At 48.0% G+C, this 18,386-nt stretch carries 5 protein-coding genes; all 5 read right to left on the bottom strand.

Going from position 1 to position 18,386, the window contains the following annotated elements:
* Positions 1–15: 15 nt before the first annotated feature.
* A complete protein-coding gene (locus IEY34_RS27220; RefSeq protein WP_189017864.1) occupies positions 16–7,503 on the bottom strand; it encodes an S-layer homology domain-containing protein in 7,488 nt (2,495 codons plus the stop codon).
* Positions 7,504–7,532: 29 nt separating this feature from the next.
* Complete coding sequence (locus tag IEY34_RS27215) at positions 7,533–12,809, bottom strand: DUF5011/hyalin repeat domain-containing protein (protein ID WP_189017861.1); 5,277 nt, start codon at positions 12,807–12,809, stop codon at positions 7,533–7,535.
* Between the two features lie 32 nt (positions 12,810–12,841).
* Positions 12,842–13,561, bottom strand: coding sequence for a S1 family peptidase (locus IEY34_RS27210; RefSeq protein ID WP_189017858.1), 720 nt, complete (start codon positions 13,559–13,561; stop codon positions 12,842–12,844).
* A 186-nt stretch (positions 13,562–13,747) separates the two neighbouring features.
* Complete coding sequence (locus IEY34_RS27205; protein WP_189017855.1) at positions 13,748–14,860, bottom strand: response regulator; 1,113 nt, start codon at positions 14,858–14,860, stop codon at positions 13,748–13,750.
* Positions 14,853–17,966, bottom strand: coding sequence for a hybrid sensor histidine kinase/response regulator (locus IEY34_RS27200; RefSeq protein ID WP_308423054.1), 3,114 nt, complete (start codon positions 17,964–17,966; stop codon positions 14,853–14,855). The genes IEY34_RS27205 and IEY34_RS27200 overlap by 8 nt, the downstream gene beginning before the upstream one ends.
* Positions 17,967–18,386: the final 420 nt, after the last annotated feature.

Genomic DNA, 18,386 nt, shown 5'->3' with positions numbered 1-18,386 from the left:
ATCTCATCTCAGAATTTAAGGATTGCTCACGACTATAAGATGACTCAGTCTCATGGCAATCGCCGCTGCTTGCGCTCTGGTGAGAGGGGCCGCAGGATTGATCGATTGATCCTGTCCTGTAATAACGCCGGCCTTGATGCACAAAGCAACTGCTTCTCGGGCCCAATCCGGAATGGACGCATCGTCCTTGAATGCGCCAAGCGTCTCGTTCACTTGGGTTTCCGTGATCGCGCTATTAGCGCCAATCAGCTTCAAGCTGCGACTAACCATGATCATTGCTTCCATTCTCGACAGTTCCTCATTAGGCTTGTAGGTCCCGTCTTGGAAGCCATCCACAATTCCTTGATTTGCTGCGATTGTTACGCTCCGGCTGTACCAGTCTTCCTGGTTAATATCAGCAAAGGAGTGAACCGCTTGTTGATTCATCAGACCAAGCACTCTCAGTAGCACTGTAGGATACTCCGCTCTTGTAATAGAAAGATTCGGATCGAAGCGATCGGCTGTTCTGCCCAGCATGAACAGTTGGCCGGCTGCTTCACTAATGGTTTGTTTCGCCCAATCCTGTTCGTCGACATCGACGAAATTCTTATGATTGCTGAAGAAGGCCACACTGCCGCTGCCTGTCAACGTCAAACTGACATAAGGCTGATTATGCACTACTTCCAGCTTCCACGGCACCGTTGTCCAATTCCCATTCGCATCTCGCACGACAACGGCTGTAATTTCTTTGGGGTTCATATTCGCAGGGATGGCTACTTTGGCATTAACACTGCGATCTTTGTAGCCATTCGGCAATGGAAGATCGAAGCTAGCGCCTTGCCCATCGCCCAGCACATTTGCCTGAAGCTCGTTTGCAATCTGTCGGAAACTGTTTTGTACACGGCTGCTATTTTTATCGATCTTCACTTTCAGATCTTGTTTAATACCAACGGCTGCTGCAGCCGGGAAGGCTAATTCGGCAAACGGCAATTCAAAGCTGATCGTTTGCTTGCTGTTGGCCGCTTGTGCCAGCCTTGTTTGACTAATGTCAAACTCGTAACCGTTAGCCGTCTTATCTTCAGATTGGATAAGCAGCGTCGATTTGCCGTTATTCATTCCCAGCGAATCAGCGATTTTCGCATAGATACGATCATCTTTGCGCTCGGAGGCAATTTTCTCGCCACCGACCCGAATATCCGAATTGGCTGGAGGCATTCCTCCGCCACCAGCGCCGCCACTACTAACTGTCCAAATAGCTGCTGGCATAAGTCCGGTAACCCCGATATTCAGCTTGCCGCCCTTAGGCTGCTTGGCAACCGCCAATTTGTCACCTTCCACAGCAGGTATAATTCCATCGGCAGGAATTGGCAGCCAACCACTCACATCATCCTGATAGACAGGCGCAACCGGTGTCCCTTCAGACTTAGGATACAAGCGATATACAAGCGCTGCGTCCGTTAAATCTCCCGCGGAAATGATGTTGAGTTTGGTCGCTTTGCCATTATTCGCTATTCCAGAAGTATTGGCGATAATTGTGCCTTCCACGTTCACAACTGTCATCGCTTGCAGCGACATCTCATCTGATAGTTTGTACTCCGCTTTGGCAATGCCCGCTCCGACTTTCAGTGCTTTCACAGCACCGTTTCCGGTTACGGAGATCGCTTCTCCGAGGTAATTGGTGAAGGTCAGCTTGCTGGCATCCGCCTCGACCTCATTCTTGCCGTTAGCCATCCGTAAGTAGGCCTTCACTTGTGCGGACTCGTTTACTTTGAGGTTCGGTACTTTTCTAAGCACCAAGGCAACAGGTACCTGAAATGCGCCATTGGTCAGCATAACAGATGCCTTATTGCTGTTCCCTGCAAGGTCGCTTGCTTCAAAGGCAATGCTGAACGTCGCATCGCTGCTGACAGCCGCCACTTCGCCTACGAACTTGCCGTTCTGGCTTACCGCAACGGGTTGACCATTGACCTGGAGCGTCGCATCATTGCTCGTAGTGCCGGACACTTTGATTTTACCGTTCTTCGTCCGCTCGCCCGTTAACGGTGTATCGATATAAATCACAGGCGCCATCGTATCGACCGTTAAATACAGCATCGTGACGGAGTAATCACCTGTCGTTTTATTCCGTGTTCTAAGTTCAATGGCATATTTGCCATCGGTCTTAAACGTAGTGAACTGCAGCTTGCCTGCGCTGCCTGTCGACTGATCCGCCAGCCCTATTATGCCGATTGATTTGTCGTCATAGATCGCTTCTACCTCCACATTTTTTTGATCCGAGGTAATGACAATGCTTTGCTCCTTCTGATTCGTCAGTACTTCCAGGAAGGAGCTTGGCACAGCGCTGAGCTGCTTCGCTTGGCTGACTTGCGCAGTAAGCTTGGGCTTGCTTGGTACAGGCAATAGTGTGCTAACCGTGTTTACTCGCTCTGCATAATGATCGTTCTGATGCTTGTCGGCTGCTTTGGACGGCTTGGCTGCTGCCGAAACGCCAACAACATACGATTGTCCAACTTCCAAGCCGGTATACTTGATTTTCCCTTCCACAGGCTGACCGGCCAAGCTCGCTTGATTGACTTCGCTTGAGTTGGAGTTCGCTGTCCAGCCGCCAAGACGAATATGTTCGTACTTGCCGCTTGTCTTATTCCAGTAAGGCGCGAGCTCCGCTTCTGTCCATTGCTGCGATGCGAAGTTCGGATATGCCCCTAGTTTCCCATTGGCTTCCTGAAGAACATCAATCGCATAGCTGAGTTCCGCATCGGTTTGGTTCAACTTTCTTCCCGCAGGCTTAAAGGACAGTTCAAAATAACCGTTGCCTGCTGGTTTTACTACGACGTCACTGACAGGTGACGGTGCAAGCGGATCGATGATGTCGAACTTGTTCTTCGTCGTCTTCGTCTGGAAGTTGCTTGCTGACTTCAACTCCGCGCGCAAATAATAATTCCCTTGCGACAGCAAGCCGCGAATATCTTCCGTGTCGCCAAGAAGAGGCACTTTCGTGACATCTATTTCGGTTTGTCCGGATGTTACGCTGCCGGACAATCCACCTAAATTAGCAACATTCAAGTCTTTGGCGATAATTAATCCCGCATCGCCGGGAGCCTTGATCTCTTCATTGAATGCCTGTTTCGTTTCGCTCACGGCATCCTTGGTGAGATACAGGCTGACCTTGTCGCCTGGTTTGGCATGATTCACTTTCCAGGATGCGGTAAACTTATTCGCATCCGTTTGACTTGGATCCAGCTTGATTTCGTCAAGCTGCGCCACTTGCGGAATGTTCAACAGCTTGGACTCTACAGCTTGATCTGCGTACAGCTTCCATATGCTTCCGCCAATGCGATCATGCGGAATAGCAATGTAGACTTTCTTAGATGAAACGCCATCCGTTGTTATTTGTTGTGTAAACGCGTTTGCTTGAGCATTCGTTCTGGTTTCATCATAGATGAGTTTATAATCTTTGCCGTTGTTGTCTTTGAATACAAAATTAGGCGCTGTTAGGCCGTTATAAGTAAGCTCAAGCAGGGCATCGCCAGTAATCTTGTTCATCGGAATCTCATGAATCTTTCCTTCGTCCGCTACTTTAATGCCACCGATTCCGACGTTCATGGAGCCGTTATCCAACATCTCAACACCTTCAGCGACGCTGTGATACTGGATTTCATGAACAGCATCCTCTTTGGACACCCATGATGTCGCCATGGTCTGAACGCCTTCTCCGAATACGACCAATTTCGGTCCTGTCTCCGGATCCTGCACTTGCAAGTAAAGCAGTCCCTCTGGCAAGCCTTCTCCCGATGTACCGAATTCGACGCCTCCGTTGAAGTAATAGGTGATGCCTAGGCTAAAGAACAGGATGGAGACGCCGCCCCACATCTTGTCATTGTTGGCTCCCAAGGAGACACCTCCGAGAGACATGCCCCCGAGAATTGGCACTTTGCCTGGCACCTGGACTCTCGCGCTGACGAAGCCTTCGAAATCGATGCGGTTTTTCAGTAGATTCTGCCCCAGGAAGATCGAAGCTTTCCCGATGATCAAGTCCCAACCCATAACATCGATTTCGGCGGATGCGCTGACGAACCAAGGCGTCATCCATTGTGCAGAGACCGTGGCCTCTTTGAGCATCTCTACGCGATCAGACGTTGAGCTCGCCCGATAGTCCATTCTACCGACCAGCTTAATGCCGGATCGTCTCAATGTCATATCGATGCTGCCGTAGAACGTTGCCGGTTTCACGCCAAAGGTGACGTCGGCTCCGGCCTCGATGGTCAAAGGAACATCGCTGGATCCTCCAGCAATCGTATCTGCCAGCTCACGAATCGCTCCGCGAATGCTGGTCAAATACGTCCCGCCCGCGATCATAATACCGGGATCGCCCAAGTCCGCCGAGAAGGCAATGACATTGGGAAGAATCCGCTTGTCTGCAACCTGTTTGAAGGCAATCTCGACATGTACCTGCGTAATGCCGCGAAGATTAGCATCAAAATTAAGATCGTATTTGTTCACGACCCCCGCTTGCTTTTGCTCGTAGTGTACGAGATTGAATTCCCCGGAAGCCAGTTTCTCGTCTTCACCCTCTGATTCAGAACTGTCAATGAGACCGATGCTCTTCGACAACTCGAATTTCAAATCGGCATCAATGCCCACAAAACCTTTGTCATTAAATTTGACGTTCCTGATTTCCGCATCCGCAATTTTCATTGCAATGCTTCCTCCGAAGGAGACGCCGTCTTCACGCAGGATGAAATCGTTGAACTTCAATCCGAATCCGCTAATCGAAAAGCTTGGCGCTGCAAACAAACTATGTTTGTTGAAATAAACATCGTGAATCAATAGCTGCCTAAGCGGATTCAACCGATCGCCAAGCTCGCCGGCTGCCCATTTCAAGGAGCCATTCAACGACTCGTCTTCGCCGCCCTTGTCCGGTTTCTTCTCTTTTTCTCCTTCCGCTAAGGACTTGTCAAAGCCGTTGAAGAAATCCAGCGTCCATTCTCCCTGATGGAAAACAAAGCCGCTGCTTGCCACGGTCAGCAAGCCGTCCCCTTTTACATTCAGCGTATTAAAGAAAGGAATCCCTTTGTAACCAGGAATTTTCCCGACAAGTCCTAAGACATCCAGCTGTCCGTTCGAGAAAACCATGTCCTTCCCGCGGTAAGCGACGCTTTTATTAATAATCGCGGGCTCCGACTTCGTATCGACGACATATTTGGCTTCATTGCCTGATCCGATACGGTTGATCATCCCTTGAATTTCAACGAGTACCTCCTGATGGGTTTGCTCGGCTTTTTCTTTGAACTTGTCCAGCTCTTCTTCACTCTCAAAAGCTACCAAGCGATAAGCCGGTACGCGAGCTTCCGGCAGCATCGTCGTGAGATCCAGTTCAGGATCGGCAAGTTTACTCCCTTGCTCCAATAGGCCCTTCACTTGGTTAAAAAGTGTCTTATGTGTTTGGAAGCTGCCATTTACGGTATACCCAGGGTAGGCCTCTTCCAGTTCCTTTTTCGTTGCATCTGTCAAGCCTTGGCCTAAATTAACCATCTTCTTCACGACGGCCAATAGATTAGCCTTCTTCACTCTGGCTTCTTCATTCTCGCTGACAACAAAACGTTGGCTCGTCGTGATATCGTACAGTTTGGCGCCGTCCGGGTCATCCCCGCTATCGCCTTTGTAGTCGATCTCGACTTGATATTCGCCAAGCGGCAGGGCAGCGCCCAAATCTCTCATTTCCTTGCCGTCGGCGTCCTTCATGACAGCACCTTTGGTGTCGACAAGGTCGCCGGTGCGGTAAGTAATCCGCATATCTCCGACAAGCCCGTCACCCGTCGGCTGCAGGATCACGGAGTTCTTCACAGGCACTTTGTAGCGGTGCCCCGTTGCGGATTCCTTCAGATAGAGGTCGAAATTCGGTTCGGCTGTTGCATTGCCGGTATTATAAGCTTCAATATTGCTTAAATTGAGCGTAATGTATTTCACATCCGTCGTATAAGCTTCCTTAGGCGACATCGCATACACGAATGTCTGTGAACCTTGGCCTACAGCAGGCAAAAAGACAAAGTTAGCCTTATTGGACGTGTACTGCGCCTTAATCGATTCATCTTTCACATTTTCCAGCTTTAATTCGGTTTCAGGACTGCTGGCCGTCAGCATATACTCTTTGGTCGTCGGCCATGCTTTGCCCTTCGCTACGACTTTGAAGGAAGCCGTTACGGTTTCCCCAGGCTTAAATTTGGGTTGGATGCCATTTTGCGCTTCTTCCGGCGTGGCTTCTTTTTTGAACGAGATCGAAGATCTATCCGATGTTTTGGTCATGATATGGCCATTGCCATCGCGTTTGATCTGCCCTCTTTCGTCAAGATCGACGAACTTAAGCCCGTTAGCCAGCTGCAGTTCGGCATCGATCCGTGACTGTTCCATTTGGAAAGCAGGCAAATTTTCTATTTCGGCAACAACATTAAACACGCCCTCATTGTCATAGGCACTGCCATCTGGGGTCGTTGCCAGTTGATTGACAGGATCGATATATCGGATGGAAAAAACTTTGTCTGGCTCTACAATTTCACCAAGTCCGTATACCGTTTCAAATGTCTTCGTTGCTCCCTTCACGACAGGATCAGGGTTCCAGTACAAGGCAACCGCTGAATCGGCAGTACCATAATCGTTGGTGTCTGTTGTGAAATCCAAGTTAGGATTAACCTGATAATCCCACTTGGTATTGGCCATTTTATTCCAATGACCGACGATCATCTCATCGACAATGTTAATATCTTTTTCCGAGAAATTATTAAAACCATAGGCGACCACATTGGTCGCGAGCGGGTTCGTCAGATCGTATTTGTCCTTCATCACCCAATAGGCAGGCAATGTATACAATGGTTTTTCTTCTGGGCTAATGCTCCCGTCCAATTTGGATTCATCGACGAGCTTTCTTTCAACTTGCAAAGGCACTTTATAAGCTGTCCCCACTTGGAACGCAGGCCCGTCATTGCCCCCGACCATCGTGTCAAGCAGAATCCGTGAACCCACTTGAATATCTGCACCCGAGTGATTGGTCACTTCGTAACGGACATTCACATTGCCGGAATTCTTCTTATCTTTGACATCCATATACAACATAATGATTTGTTTGATCTCTACGCCTTTGATGGTCCAGACCGTTTCAATCTGCCTTGTCCCATCGGTGTTGTTGACAATCTTGGGAGGCGTCACTTCGGATAGGAAGTTAACGCCAAATTTATAAGGATTACCGAAAATATAGTCCGTGCCGTCAATCCGGAACGTCGTAAACGATGATTCTGGATCATCACCTCTAAACATCATATCCACTTGCTGATCATTCTTGCGCACCGGCTGTCCATCCACAGTACGAATCGCGAATCGTCCGGAGTGATTATCGACGGTTACTTTGATAAAGCTGTTGCTGAGCACCGTCACGTCTTTGGCATTAAGTCCATCAGCCAAGACGGCTAATGGAAAGTTCATAACGAGTGTAACGAATATCAGAATAGCCAAACATTTCCTAATAACTCTCATTCACAATGGCTCCTTCGTTGTCTGCCTGTCTATTTATTCATTCTGCCGATGAAGAAGGTAGCAAACTCCCTCTCGCGTTCTTGTGTTCTAACAATGATCGTATACCAACCGGTTTCCGGGAAAACAACTTCGAATTTATGGTTGATCAGCTGCTCCATCGTGATTTTCTGAGCAATATACTTCATCTGCCCTTCTCGATATAGACCGCTGTGGTATAGAATATCGAAGGTTCCGCGTTCATTGACTTTACTTTCCCCATCAACATTCATCAGGTTGTAACCCGAAATCGTGAACGTAATATCATTTCGATCCAATAAAATGCTTTCACTGGATGCGGAAGACAAGACTTGATCATTGCCCACGATAAGCAAACCAGCGCTTGAAAGCACGACGACTTCTTGTTTGATGCTCGTTGAATTGCCAACTTCATCCGTAACGGTATAGATCACCGATTGCTTGCCCAGCTTGGAAATGTCCAATTGATCTACCGTAACTTTGAGATTGCGAGCTTCTGAGACATTATCTGAAACCGTATAGCCGCCAAGATCGACAAGCGGGTTGAAGTCTTTCTTGTTTTGCGCAATCGCGATGTAAGCACTATTCAGGCGAATGGTTGGAGCTGTATTGTCGAGCCCTTCAACCCTGATGAGCGAGATATTCGTATTTCCTAAAAGATCGCTCAAGGCCACTCGTATCTCGCCATTCGTGCCGTAAGTCATCGTATAGTCATACTTCCCAGTCACATCACTGATTAGATTAACGTAGCCTGCTCCTTCCGCAACTGGCACCGTTCCTCGGAAAACTTGATTAGGCGCATCCACTTTGCCGTGAAGGGTAACTCTCATTTTGCCTTTGGCATACCGTTTGCCGCCAATCAGGGCTGTTTGATCCAGAGTCAGCAGTTGACCGTTGTTATTAACAAAGGCGTATTCGATAAGCTCAGGATCCGGCAGCTTGGTGACAATCGTCGTGATGTTCTCCTCCAGGACGGAAGTATTGCCCATCTGGTCCGCAATGGTGAATTCCACTCCGCCGTTCTCATACAGCGTGGACTGTTTCGGTTTTCTTACGATGATGAAATCTTTGTCACTCGCTTGGTTTTTCTCAACGCCGAAGGTTGCCCCCTGCGCCATAACCACATGACCCATGGCATCTTTTACCGTTTTGAACGTCTTCTCGCCGCGACTTCCGTAGCTGTAGGACTTCACGATATGAGCTGACGGCTGACTTCTGTCAATCGTATCAACAACGGCTGTAGCCGTGCCCGCATTCCCTGCTTCATCCTCGAACTCGAATGTGAATGTGCCGTTTTCAGTGAATAGATAAGTGGAACGCCCCTCGTTGTTCTTGATGCGAACGTCCTCATCGGTCGTAAGTTTCACACGGACATTCTCCGTTGTTGGACCGACTACACTTCGTTCGATTGATCCTTTTGGCGCCGTATTATCCACGTTCTTCACAACGATAACCAACTTATCTTTGCGCGTATCATCCGTCACATCCGTAAGATCAAAGGTATATACGCCATTCAGGCTAACTTCAAAGTTATTGCCCTTCGTCCGTACAGGCAGTATTTGATTCTCAGTAATCGGCGCAGGCACTACTTTGATGCCAGGCTTCACCGTGATGGTCAGCAAGGCATTGCCAGCCACCGGCCGCAGTGTATTCTGGGAGGCAAGTCCATAAATCGGATCCATGGAAGAGGAATAATCCCTCGTATCCACATTCACAACGTTGCTGACAATACCGGAATTTGATTTGAATTTGACCTTGAGCTTCAATTGTTCGACGTTGCTGCTTGCCACTTCGACCTTAATGAAGTTGCTGTAGGGCAGCCATGGATGCCATGTTGCTCCGTCATCCGTGGAAATTGCATATTCGTAGCCCTCTTTGGACACGCTTTTAAGTTCAATCTTCGTGATGGCATAATAGCCATCCGATTCATTGCCTTCCAAAGAGACGAGGTCCGACTTCAGGACTTCAATCGGCGTATGTTCTTCTTTGGAGATTTTGAAAGAGCCCGTATGCGTGATGGCTCCGTTGCCTAATCCATCTGTGGCATACACATATAGGGTATAGTCGAGGACTTCGCCTGGAGCCATCTGCGAATTATCAATAACCACCGTCCCGCTATTGCCCGGAAGGGATTTCCAATTCGCCGATAATTCATCCGGCGGCGCTGCCGCTGTAGGTATCCATTGATACTTGGTTGTCATTCCGGCAGACGCGTACAGCTCTGTTGCCACAACATCAATACTATGCGATGGTTTGGCATAGCCGACCTCTGTTTTGCTGAAATGTACAGTTGGAGCCTTGTTATCAAAATTGTAGGCACTGCTGAAGAAGTAATATTTCCCCTCCGTTTGATCTTTGATTCGGATATGCAGGTACTGCGTACCATTCAGCGACGTATCTTTCAGCGCCGTATAAACCGCACCTGTAACGCTGCTCCCGGGATCAGGCGTCGGCGCATTTGAAGCTAAGTCAAATGCTTTGAATGCACTCGCATCAGGCACAACGGCCGATGAGCTGAAAGCATATACGGCTTCTGCAACAGATACGCCTTCTATCGAAAAGGCAATATCACGACTCCGCATATACTGTTCAGAGGACTCCGGCAAGAAGGCTGAGCGAATATTCACATTCGAGTTAACAATGGCCTGTTCTTTCATCACAGTATCCGTCTGATTGCCGGCCTTATCCACAGCTCGAAGATGAAGGACATACTTACCATTGTTGAGGACTTCATTCCGCGTAGTAACCGTTCGGCTGTCCGGGACCCGTTTCCAACTTATCTCTTGCGGCAGCCCGTCGAATTCCACCCATTGGAACAGCAGTTGATTCGGATCAATATCGCTGTGCTCATCACTTGCCTCTACACTTGCCTTAACCTCTGCCATATTGTTGCCGCCAGTAATATGGGCCGACACAACTGGCGCTTTGTTGTCGATCGAGATTATCCCAGTTCCATAAACCCAGTTGGAATCATCTTGTTTAAAATCATTTGGCGTCCATACACTCAAGTTTTTATATTGGCCGACTGCCTCCATGGCTTTGCCATCTGCATACAGTTGGGCATCCGTATCCGAGCTGCCTGGATGTGCTACTTTATATTCATTTATCCATCCGTCATATTGAGCTGCATTGGAGGATTTGTATGTTTTCATTTTGTTGACCTGCATCAGTTCCCGTGCCGTATCCCAAGTCATATCTGCAGTCCATGTATGCAGGTACCACTTCCCGCTGTTTTCTGGTGTGAAAGCTTCAGACGGAGGCATCAACGAGTTCGTCTTATTGTTCACAACCATCAGGTTCACGTCCGGAAGTTCACCGGGGTACAGCCCTTCTCTCGGCTGCAAGCCCGTGAGTGAGTACCTTTTTACCGCTGCGAATTGGTCCGCATTTTTGGCAGCTAAAGGATTAAGCTCGCTTCGGCTCCATTGGTAGTAGACAAGCCCTACCCCTGGCGAGCTTTCCGGCGTCGATCCTGTCAGATTGAGTGGACGATAGATACCGCTGCCCGGCCTTACTTTCCCAGGTTCGTCAGGATCAAGCGGAGGCGTTGTAATGGAAGGATCATTGGCATCAATCTTAATTTTCCCGGTTTTCTGGTAAACCGCATCTGTGGCGCCTCCATTTTCATAGATGTAGCTCAGAATTGGTTTCGTATTATCAATGGACAGCTTGGCCCAATCAATCTTCGTATTCGGGACCCGCTGTGACGGGTCATTATTGTCTGACTTACTTGCATTAGCGGCGTCCATGAGCAGATTGCCCGCATAATCCTGAATAACCCCTTTGTCCGATTGATCCGGCTTTTCATTGTGGGTCAACGCTAACGCTTTCAGCAGAGATACGTCCAGATCGTTTTCGCTTACCGTTGCTCGGAACGTCCAGATGCTGGAGTTTTCGCCACTATAGTAGTAGGCCTTCATGCCATTATTAAACAACAGATAGAGTCCGCCGACGTTCAAACCTGCCTTGACCTCGCTGTCTTCGGTCAGTTGCACCTTGAAATCAATAACATCCCCTTTGTTGAGCGTGCTTCCCGTTACAATATCCGGTTGAATCCCGTTAGCCGAAGAAGTATATTTGGGCGGGACAGCGTCAATGATTACGCGATAGCCTTGCCCAGACGCATAGTCGAATGGATTCACGATCTTATCCTGCAAAAACTGGCTGCTGGCGCTGCTGGGTTTCTTGAAGCCACCATCCAGGGTCAGCGGATTTCCTGCTGTGTCGTGAAACTCAGCCTCGTCAATTTGGGTCCATAGCGACTCATCGTTCAGCCGATGCGTTTCCAACTCGCCGCCATCTGAAATCGGAAGATTGCCGGTATGATGGAAATCAGAACCCGTGTACACATAAGGGAGCACCTTTGTATAATCAGTTAACTCATTAGCGTCCAGCGAGAGCTTCATGCTTTGATTTTTACCCGAGGCTGGCAGCCCCGTTCCCGCAGGATTCGTAAATAAGTAATGACTCGTTAGTTTGGTAACTAGCACTGATTCGTGAGCTTTGACGGGCTCATTGAAGTTGTAAGTCAAATTGATTTTCTGGTCTTTTTTTATAAATAGCTCTTTTTGATTAATCTTGGTGTTGTCATGCTCCCTACCGTTCGAAGTAAACGTGTAATCAGAAATTGTAGGTAGATCGATGTCAGCGAAATAGATGCGGATGTTATTGACTTGCGTATCACTTCCATTTGTTTCAGTCTGGACCTGGATTGTATCGTTCGGCCCAAATGTCAGCCATCCTGAGTCGACATTCACTTTATCAGCTTCACTGCTCGTAGAATGCTCGTACCAGCGCTCCGTCCCATTCGTAAAAGCTTTGATGTAAGCGCCGTTGTTCGTCGTACTGTCCAGTTTCCCTGCTTTGACCAGGAATCTAGCTGTGCCTCCCTCAGCAATCCGCTTAAGTTCTGGAATTTGCGATACGTTAATATAGCCATTAAAAAAGCCATTTACACGGTCCACGTCTTTATCCGTAAACTCACGATCTTTGCAATCATAATCGTCCCCTTCCATGGAGAACGAAATTCCGGGCAGCTGCTTTGCTCCGCACGGATACGCAACTCGCATAAAAACCGAGAAAAAATTTAATTCGGCAGAATCATAACTGGACGACCAAGACGGCATGTCCTTATGATTCACAACTTTCGCACCGTAGATATACGTATCCAAATAGTCAGTGTTCGTGCTGGCAGCACTTGCGATACCTGCCGTCAAACTCGTAAGCAGTGTCGTTAACAGCAAACAACCCGCCATAAACATGGAAATTCTCTTTTTCAACCGTATGTTCACACTTTGACCTCCAGTAGGTAAGAAATTAGTGGCTAGTTACTCATTTCAGCCGAATCCTTCACTTTATAGGCACTATCTGTCATGACTTTCCGAATATCCTGTGCGCTGACAACGAGATGAATGTTATTCATCGTCCTAAGCGATCCGGATATGAGCCCGGCAACTTTCCCGTATTTATCCAAAACAGGACCACCTGACATCCCGCTTACAATCTGCGCGGAGATCAGCATTCGATCACGTCCGTTGATCGGAGCTCGCGGGCTGTTCACAATGCCCTCTGTAATGATCTTTGTTTCCTTCATGGGATAGCCGATGGCAAACATCTTTGCTCCATGCTTGACTTGGCTCGATCTGAGTTCAAGCGGTATATCCTCGTCGGCTTGGCCTGACATATGCCCCGAAGGGGCAAGCTTGAGCACAGCCACATCGGTTGTTTCATCCTGCGCAATGACGGAGCATGTCGCTGCCACCGTACCGTCATTCCACACACAGGCAATCCGCTCAGCCCCGCCAATCACATGATACGCGGTAAGTGCGGTACCATCCTGCCCCACTGTGAAGCCAGTACCAACATCCTGCAACGTTCCGTCAGCACGGAATGCCCTTACATAGAAGACCGACTTTTCCGCATGTGCATAGATGCCTTCCGCATCGTAAGTTTCCGGCGGATCTGCTCCAGAAATGGAAAAATGACTGGTGAATAGGCCTAAAGACCCAAGCAATATCACTACTATTTGTCGTACTTTCCGCAATTACATTCACCTCATACATTCAATGTCGCTACTCTTGAACCACGCATGACTTCACTGGCGAATAGTTCTTTACACCTATACATTATAGAGAGACACTCTCTCAAAATTCTCACAAAGCAGAAAATACTGTCGAATCACGTAAAAAAAGACGGAAGGCGCCTATACACCTTCCGTCTTTCTATCTGTCTATTCCAAATAAGCCGCTACTCTGGCGCTCATCCCCACAGGAGGTTCCAGCCCCAGTTCCCTCAAATACAACGTTTTGAAGCTGGCATAATGCTTGGCGATTCGTTCCTTCTTCCCACTGCTTGCATACAAATCCATAACCAGTTGGTTCATTTCTTCATTCAATGGATATAAGCTCAAATACGTATCCAACTTCATCTCAGCTTGACTCCAGGCTTGTTCCAACATACCTTGTTGAATCATAAGTCGCACGAGCGAAGTATATTGCTTGCCGTAGCTTTCCTCCAGTTGGGTTTTCCACAGATAGTCCTTACGTTCTAACAAAGGGCCGCGGTACAGAGAAAATAATCGTTCCGCTCGCTCCTTATCCGGCGTCCCATCTATTGACGTCACTTCGCTCATCTGAAACTCCATCAGATCGTAAGTCATACCCAGCGTGTCGATCATGTAACCGTCGTTCGTTTTGAGAATGTCCAAACCGATCTCTTGTTCTTTCAAGAGCTTTTTCAAGCGGTAGATCGTATTGTGCAAATTATGCGAAGCCCGGTCTTCCAGCATCTCCGGCCATAACATATCGGCCAGATGCCATTTATTAATCTCTTGTCCCGGATAACAAAGGAAGTAAGCGAACAGCTCCTCCGTTTTCTTCGTCGGCCAGCGAACAAGCGCGCCTTCCGAATTGCGCACCTCCAAACTGCCAAAGCACCGAATCGCAGACTGCCTCGTCTTCTGCTGAGCAGGGACAGGCGGATGTTCAAGTTTCATCAACCGAGTCGTAATGCGTTCGATGGCAGCCGGCGTGACCGGCTTTAATATATAGTCGAACGCATAGACCTTGAATGCTTCCAGCGCATACTCCTTGTAAGCGGTCGTAAAGATAATCTTGGTCGTCCCCGCCATGTCATTCATTCTTTGCGCGAGTTCAAGACCGTTGATTTTGGGCATCTCCACGTCCAGGAAAGCAATATCCGGCTTCAGTTCGGGCATGCTGGCGAGCGCCTCCAAGGGGTTACTGAAAGCACCGATTATCGTATAATGCGGATTGCGCCCGATCAAAACCTTCATTAATTCGAGAATCGGCTTTTCGTCCTCTACAATAACAACCCTAAACAAGATTATCCCACCTTTCCTCTATGATATCCTGGTCTTTCCCGTTTAAGGGCAAATACATCGTAACCTTCGTACCGCGCCCCATCTCCGAACTGACAGTTAACGTAGCGCCTGGGATCGCATCCAACCGCTTGCGGATATTGGCAATCGCGATACCTCCGCTTCCTCGTTCACCTCGAGCAATCTGATATAGAAGATCATCCGGGATACCGACACCATTGTCCTGCACCGTAATTTGCAAGTAGGTATCACCTTCTTGAATCGTTAGTGTAACGGTTCCATGCCCGTCTTTCTCAAAGAAACCGTGACGAATTGCATTCTCCACGAACGGCTGAATACAGAGGGATGGAACAGCGCGATGTTTAAGACCCTCGTCTACATAGCAAATGAAATCAAACCGCTCTCCATAACGAGCCTTCTCGATCTCGACATAGGCATCAATCAACTCCAACTCCCTGTGCAGGCTGACGAACAAGTCATTGCGATCCATATCCAGAATGTAACGCAGAAATTGGCTAAGCTTCGACAGCAAGTAAGCGGCCTTCTCTCCATCCGTATAGCAAAACGAAATTACGCTGCTGAGAGCATTATATAGAAAATGAGGTTTAATCTGCGCCTGATGGAAGGCAAGTTCGCTCCGAATAGCTTCCTGAATAGATGTTTTCATCGCAATAAGCGTCTGAATTCTCGCTACGATCGTCTCCGCTTCGAACGGCTTTGTCACATAGTCATTAGCTCCCGCACTAAATCCGAGGGCAATATCTTGCGATGTATCCTTGACCGTGGCGAATAAAATCGGCAGATCCAGAATCGAATATTGCGTGCGCAGCGCCCGGCAAAGTTCAATACCTGATACGCCCGGCATCATCACATCCAAAATAACCAGATCAATTTGCGGATGCTCTTTTATTTTGGCCAAAGCTTCCTTGGCTGATAAGGCTGCGATCACATTATATTGGTGCCTTTTCAAAATATTGAGCAGCGTGTAGATGTTAGAAGCCTCATCATCCACAATGAGAACCGTATGCGCATGTTCTTCCAGAATGTCCAGAGAATCGGGGTCTTCGACTTCTCTTTGCTGAAACTTATCGACGAACAGACGGTCATGACTCACAGGGATGTAATCCAAGGCGATCGGCAGCTTAAAGGCCATGCGCGTCCCTTTTCCCACCTCTGACCAGTCAATCCGTATTTCTCCGCCCATTCGCTCCACAAGCTTGCGGCTAATATATAAGCCAACTCCCATACCTGTGTAGCCGTCCTCGGGCAAAGCATGGTCCATTTGATCGAAATATTCAAAGACCTTGTCGTACTTATCGCGCGGAATCCCCGTCCCCGTATCCTCGACTGTAATCTGGATGGTTTCTTCCAGTGTTCTCGCTTTTATGCTAATGGCTCCTCGTTCTGTATGCTTCATAGCATTATGCACCAAATTGTACATAACTTGGCGCAGACGGTTCTCATCAGCTTGTACCCACATATCCGGCATCACATGATTATCGAGACGCACCGATTTGCCTGCGAGCTCGAACTGCAGAACATCGAAGACAATTTGTGTCACCGCCCTAACGTCCACAACCGTCATGTGCAGGCGCAGCTCGCCGTGCTTCAAGCGGGTGACATCAATGAGATCTTGCATCAGCATCGACAGCTTAACCGAAGTATCCTTGATCAGCCACAGATGCTGTTTCTGTCTGGATGACAAATTGCCCTCATTGTCGTCAAGCAAAAATGACGTAATATTCAGGATGCCGTGCAGCGGCGTTTTAACTTCATGCGAAGTGTGCATCAGGAACTCGTCTTTCAATTGATTGGAGATCGTGAGTCGGTGAGTCAGCGTTTCTGTCTTCTCATACGCCGTAGTTAACCGGACGGCCAACAAGAGGTTCATTAAAGTAATGAAACTAATAACGCCGACTTTCCCCCACATATCCGAAGATACTGCACTTTCCGCATAGAGAACCCCATCCACTAAAAAGACCATCAAAGCAACGAGAGCAACGATGAACAACCCAAGTTCTTTGCGTTCATATGTCCCCTTGTTGCTCTTCATGTACAGGTAGACCATTCTAATGAAAAGCAGCACAGGCACCAAGCCGATATAGAGAAAGAAGATGCTTCTCATTTCGTTATAAAGCGAATAGGGCAAGAAGACAACGGCCAATAGAATTAAGACGACCGGTGCATTCAATAGATTCATTTTTGTGCGTGAAAGCAGTTGTTTGTGGATCGAGCAAAAAAATAAAAGACTCAAAATAGAACTAAAAAACTCACAAACATCCAACATCTTGTATGCGATCTCAAATGGGATATGCGGCAGCAGTCGTTGAAAAAGCTTCTCGCCATACAACATTTGGACCCCAGCTGTGGAGAAGAGATACATCCCGCTAAGCAGGTACGTTTTCTCACGGATACGCAGAAAATATAAGCTGACATGATAGCCCCCGAACATGACAAGCATCATAATGATGGACAGATCGCCGCCGATCAACAGACTGTTCAGCTTCGTAATATCCGCATGCGAGCCAAATTGAATAGCATTAATGATACCGCCTGTCGGGAATTCATAGTTCGATACTTGGAGAATAATATCAAATTGCTTCGACTTTGTGTGAAAAAAAGTGCTGTAAGGCGTATTCCCCGGCATATTCGTCATCTTGTTCATCGCTGGAAGTCCGCTTTCCCCCTCCAGCTTCCCATCGATAAAAAGCCGATGGGCCATTCGAATGCTGCGCAGCTTGATGCCGTAAATGTCGTCAGCATCATTCACTTGTACGTTCAGGCGGTACGTTCCGTACCCTTTCCTGCTCATGCCGCCCTCTTTCGTTGTTCCTTTCCACGTTCCCGGCACGTTTAAGTAAGAGACATCCGCTCGTGAACCTCCCTGGAAATCGCTAGGTCCCAGAAGCTTCCCTTCATAGAACTCCCACTCACCATCTAAAGAAACCAGCCCCAACTTGTGAAAATCATAGTTCGATAAGTCCATGACTCCGTGCTTTGCTGTCTGCTTATTTTGACTGGGGATCATCTGTGAATAAATACCGATAAATAGTAGGATAGAAAGAGAGAAAACCATTCCTATGCTTATCATTTTAGGAAAGTTTCTCACCGTTATCTCCCCTTTCTCCGTTTGTCAGATAGTAATGATCCTATCATTTCACACTCACAAAAAACTCACAAGTCCGAAAGTATGTGAAAAACGGCTTCGCCCCTAGGAAATGAGTCGATTACAAGCGACTCGGCCTTTTAAGGGAACTCCAGGGCGCTATTTAGGCAAATAGTGGGGGCTCTGGGGTGATAGCGGAACTACAGGGTCTTATTTCCACGAAAAACGCTGAATTTCCCAGGACACAGCAAAATAGCGGACTGTAGTTCCCTCCAGCTCGCGATAAGGACACTTTTCGCTGTAACTACTTAGGTATCAGTTAGTTGAAAATAAATTGCCCCCGAAATGCACGGAAAAGAGAGTCGAAAATTGGGCGAGCTTGTTTTTGTAGAGTGGAGATCACACTGCGGATTCTTAGGAATA

This window comes from Paenibacillus marchantiophytorum, assembly GCF_014640555.1.
GTDB lineage: Bacteria > Bacillota > Bacilli > Paenibacillales > NBRC-103111 > Paenibacillus_E > Paenibacillus_E marchantiophytorum.
Note: the sequence above shows the minus strand (reverse complement) of the source record. Positions and strands in the feature narration are given on the sequence as shown.

Bases quoted from the DNA above. Each gene is read 5' to 3' on its own strand.
- IEY34_RS27220 (WP_189017864.1), bottom strand. From the start codon at position 7,503: ATGAGAGTTATTAGGAAATGTTTGGCTATTCTGATATTCGTTACACTC.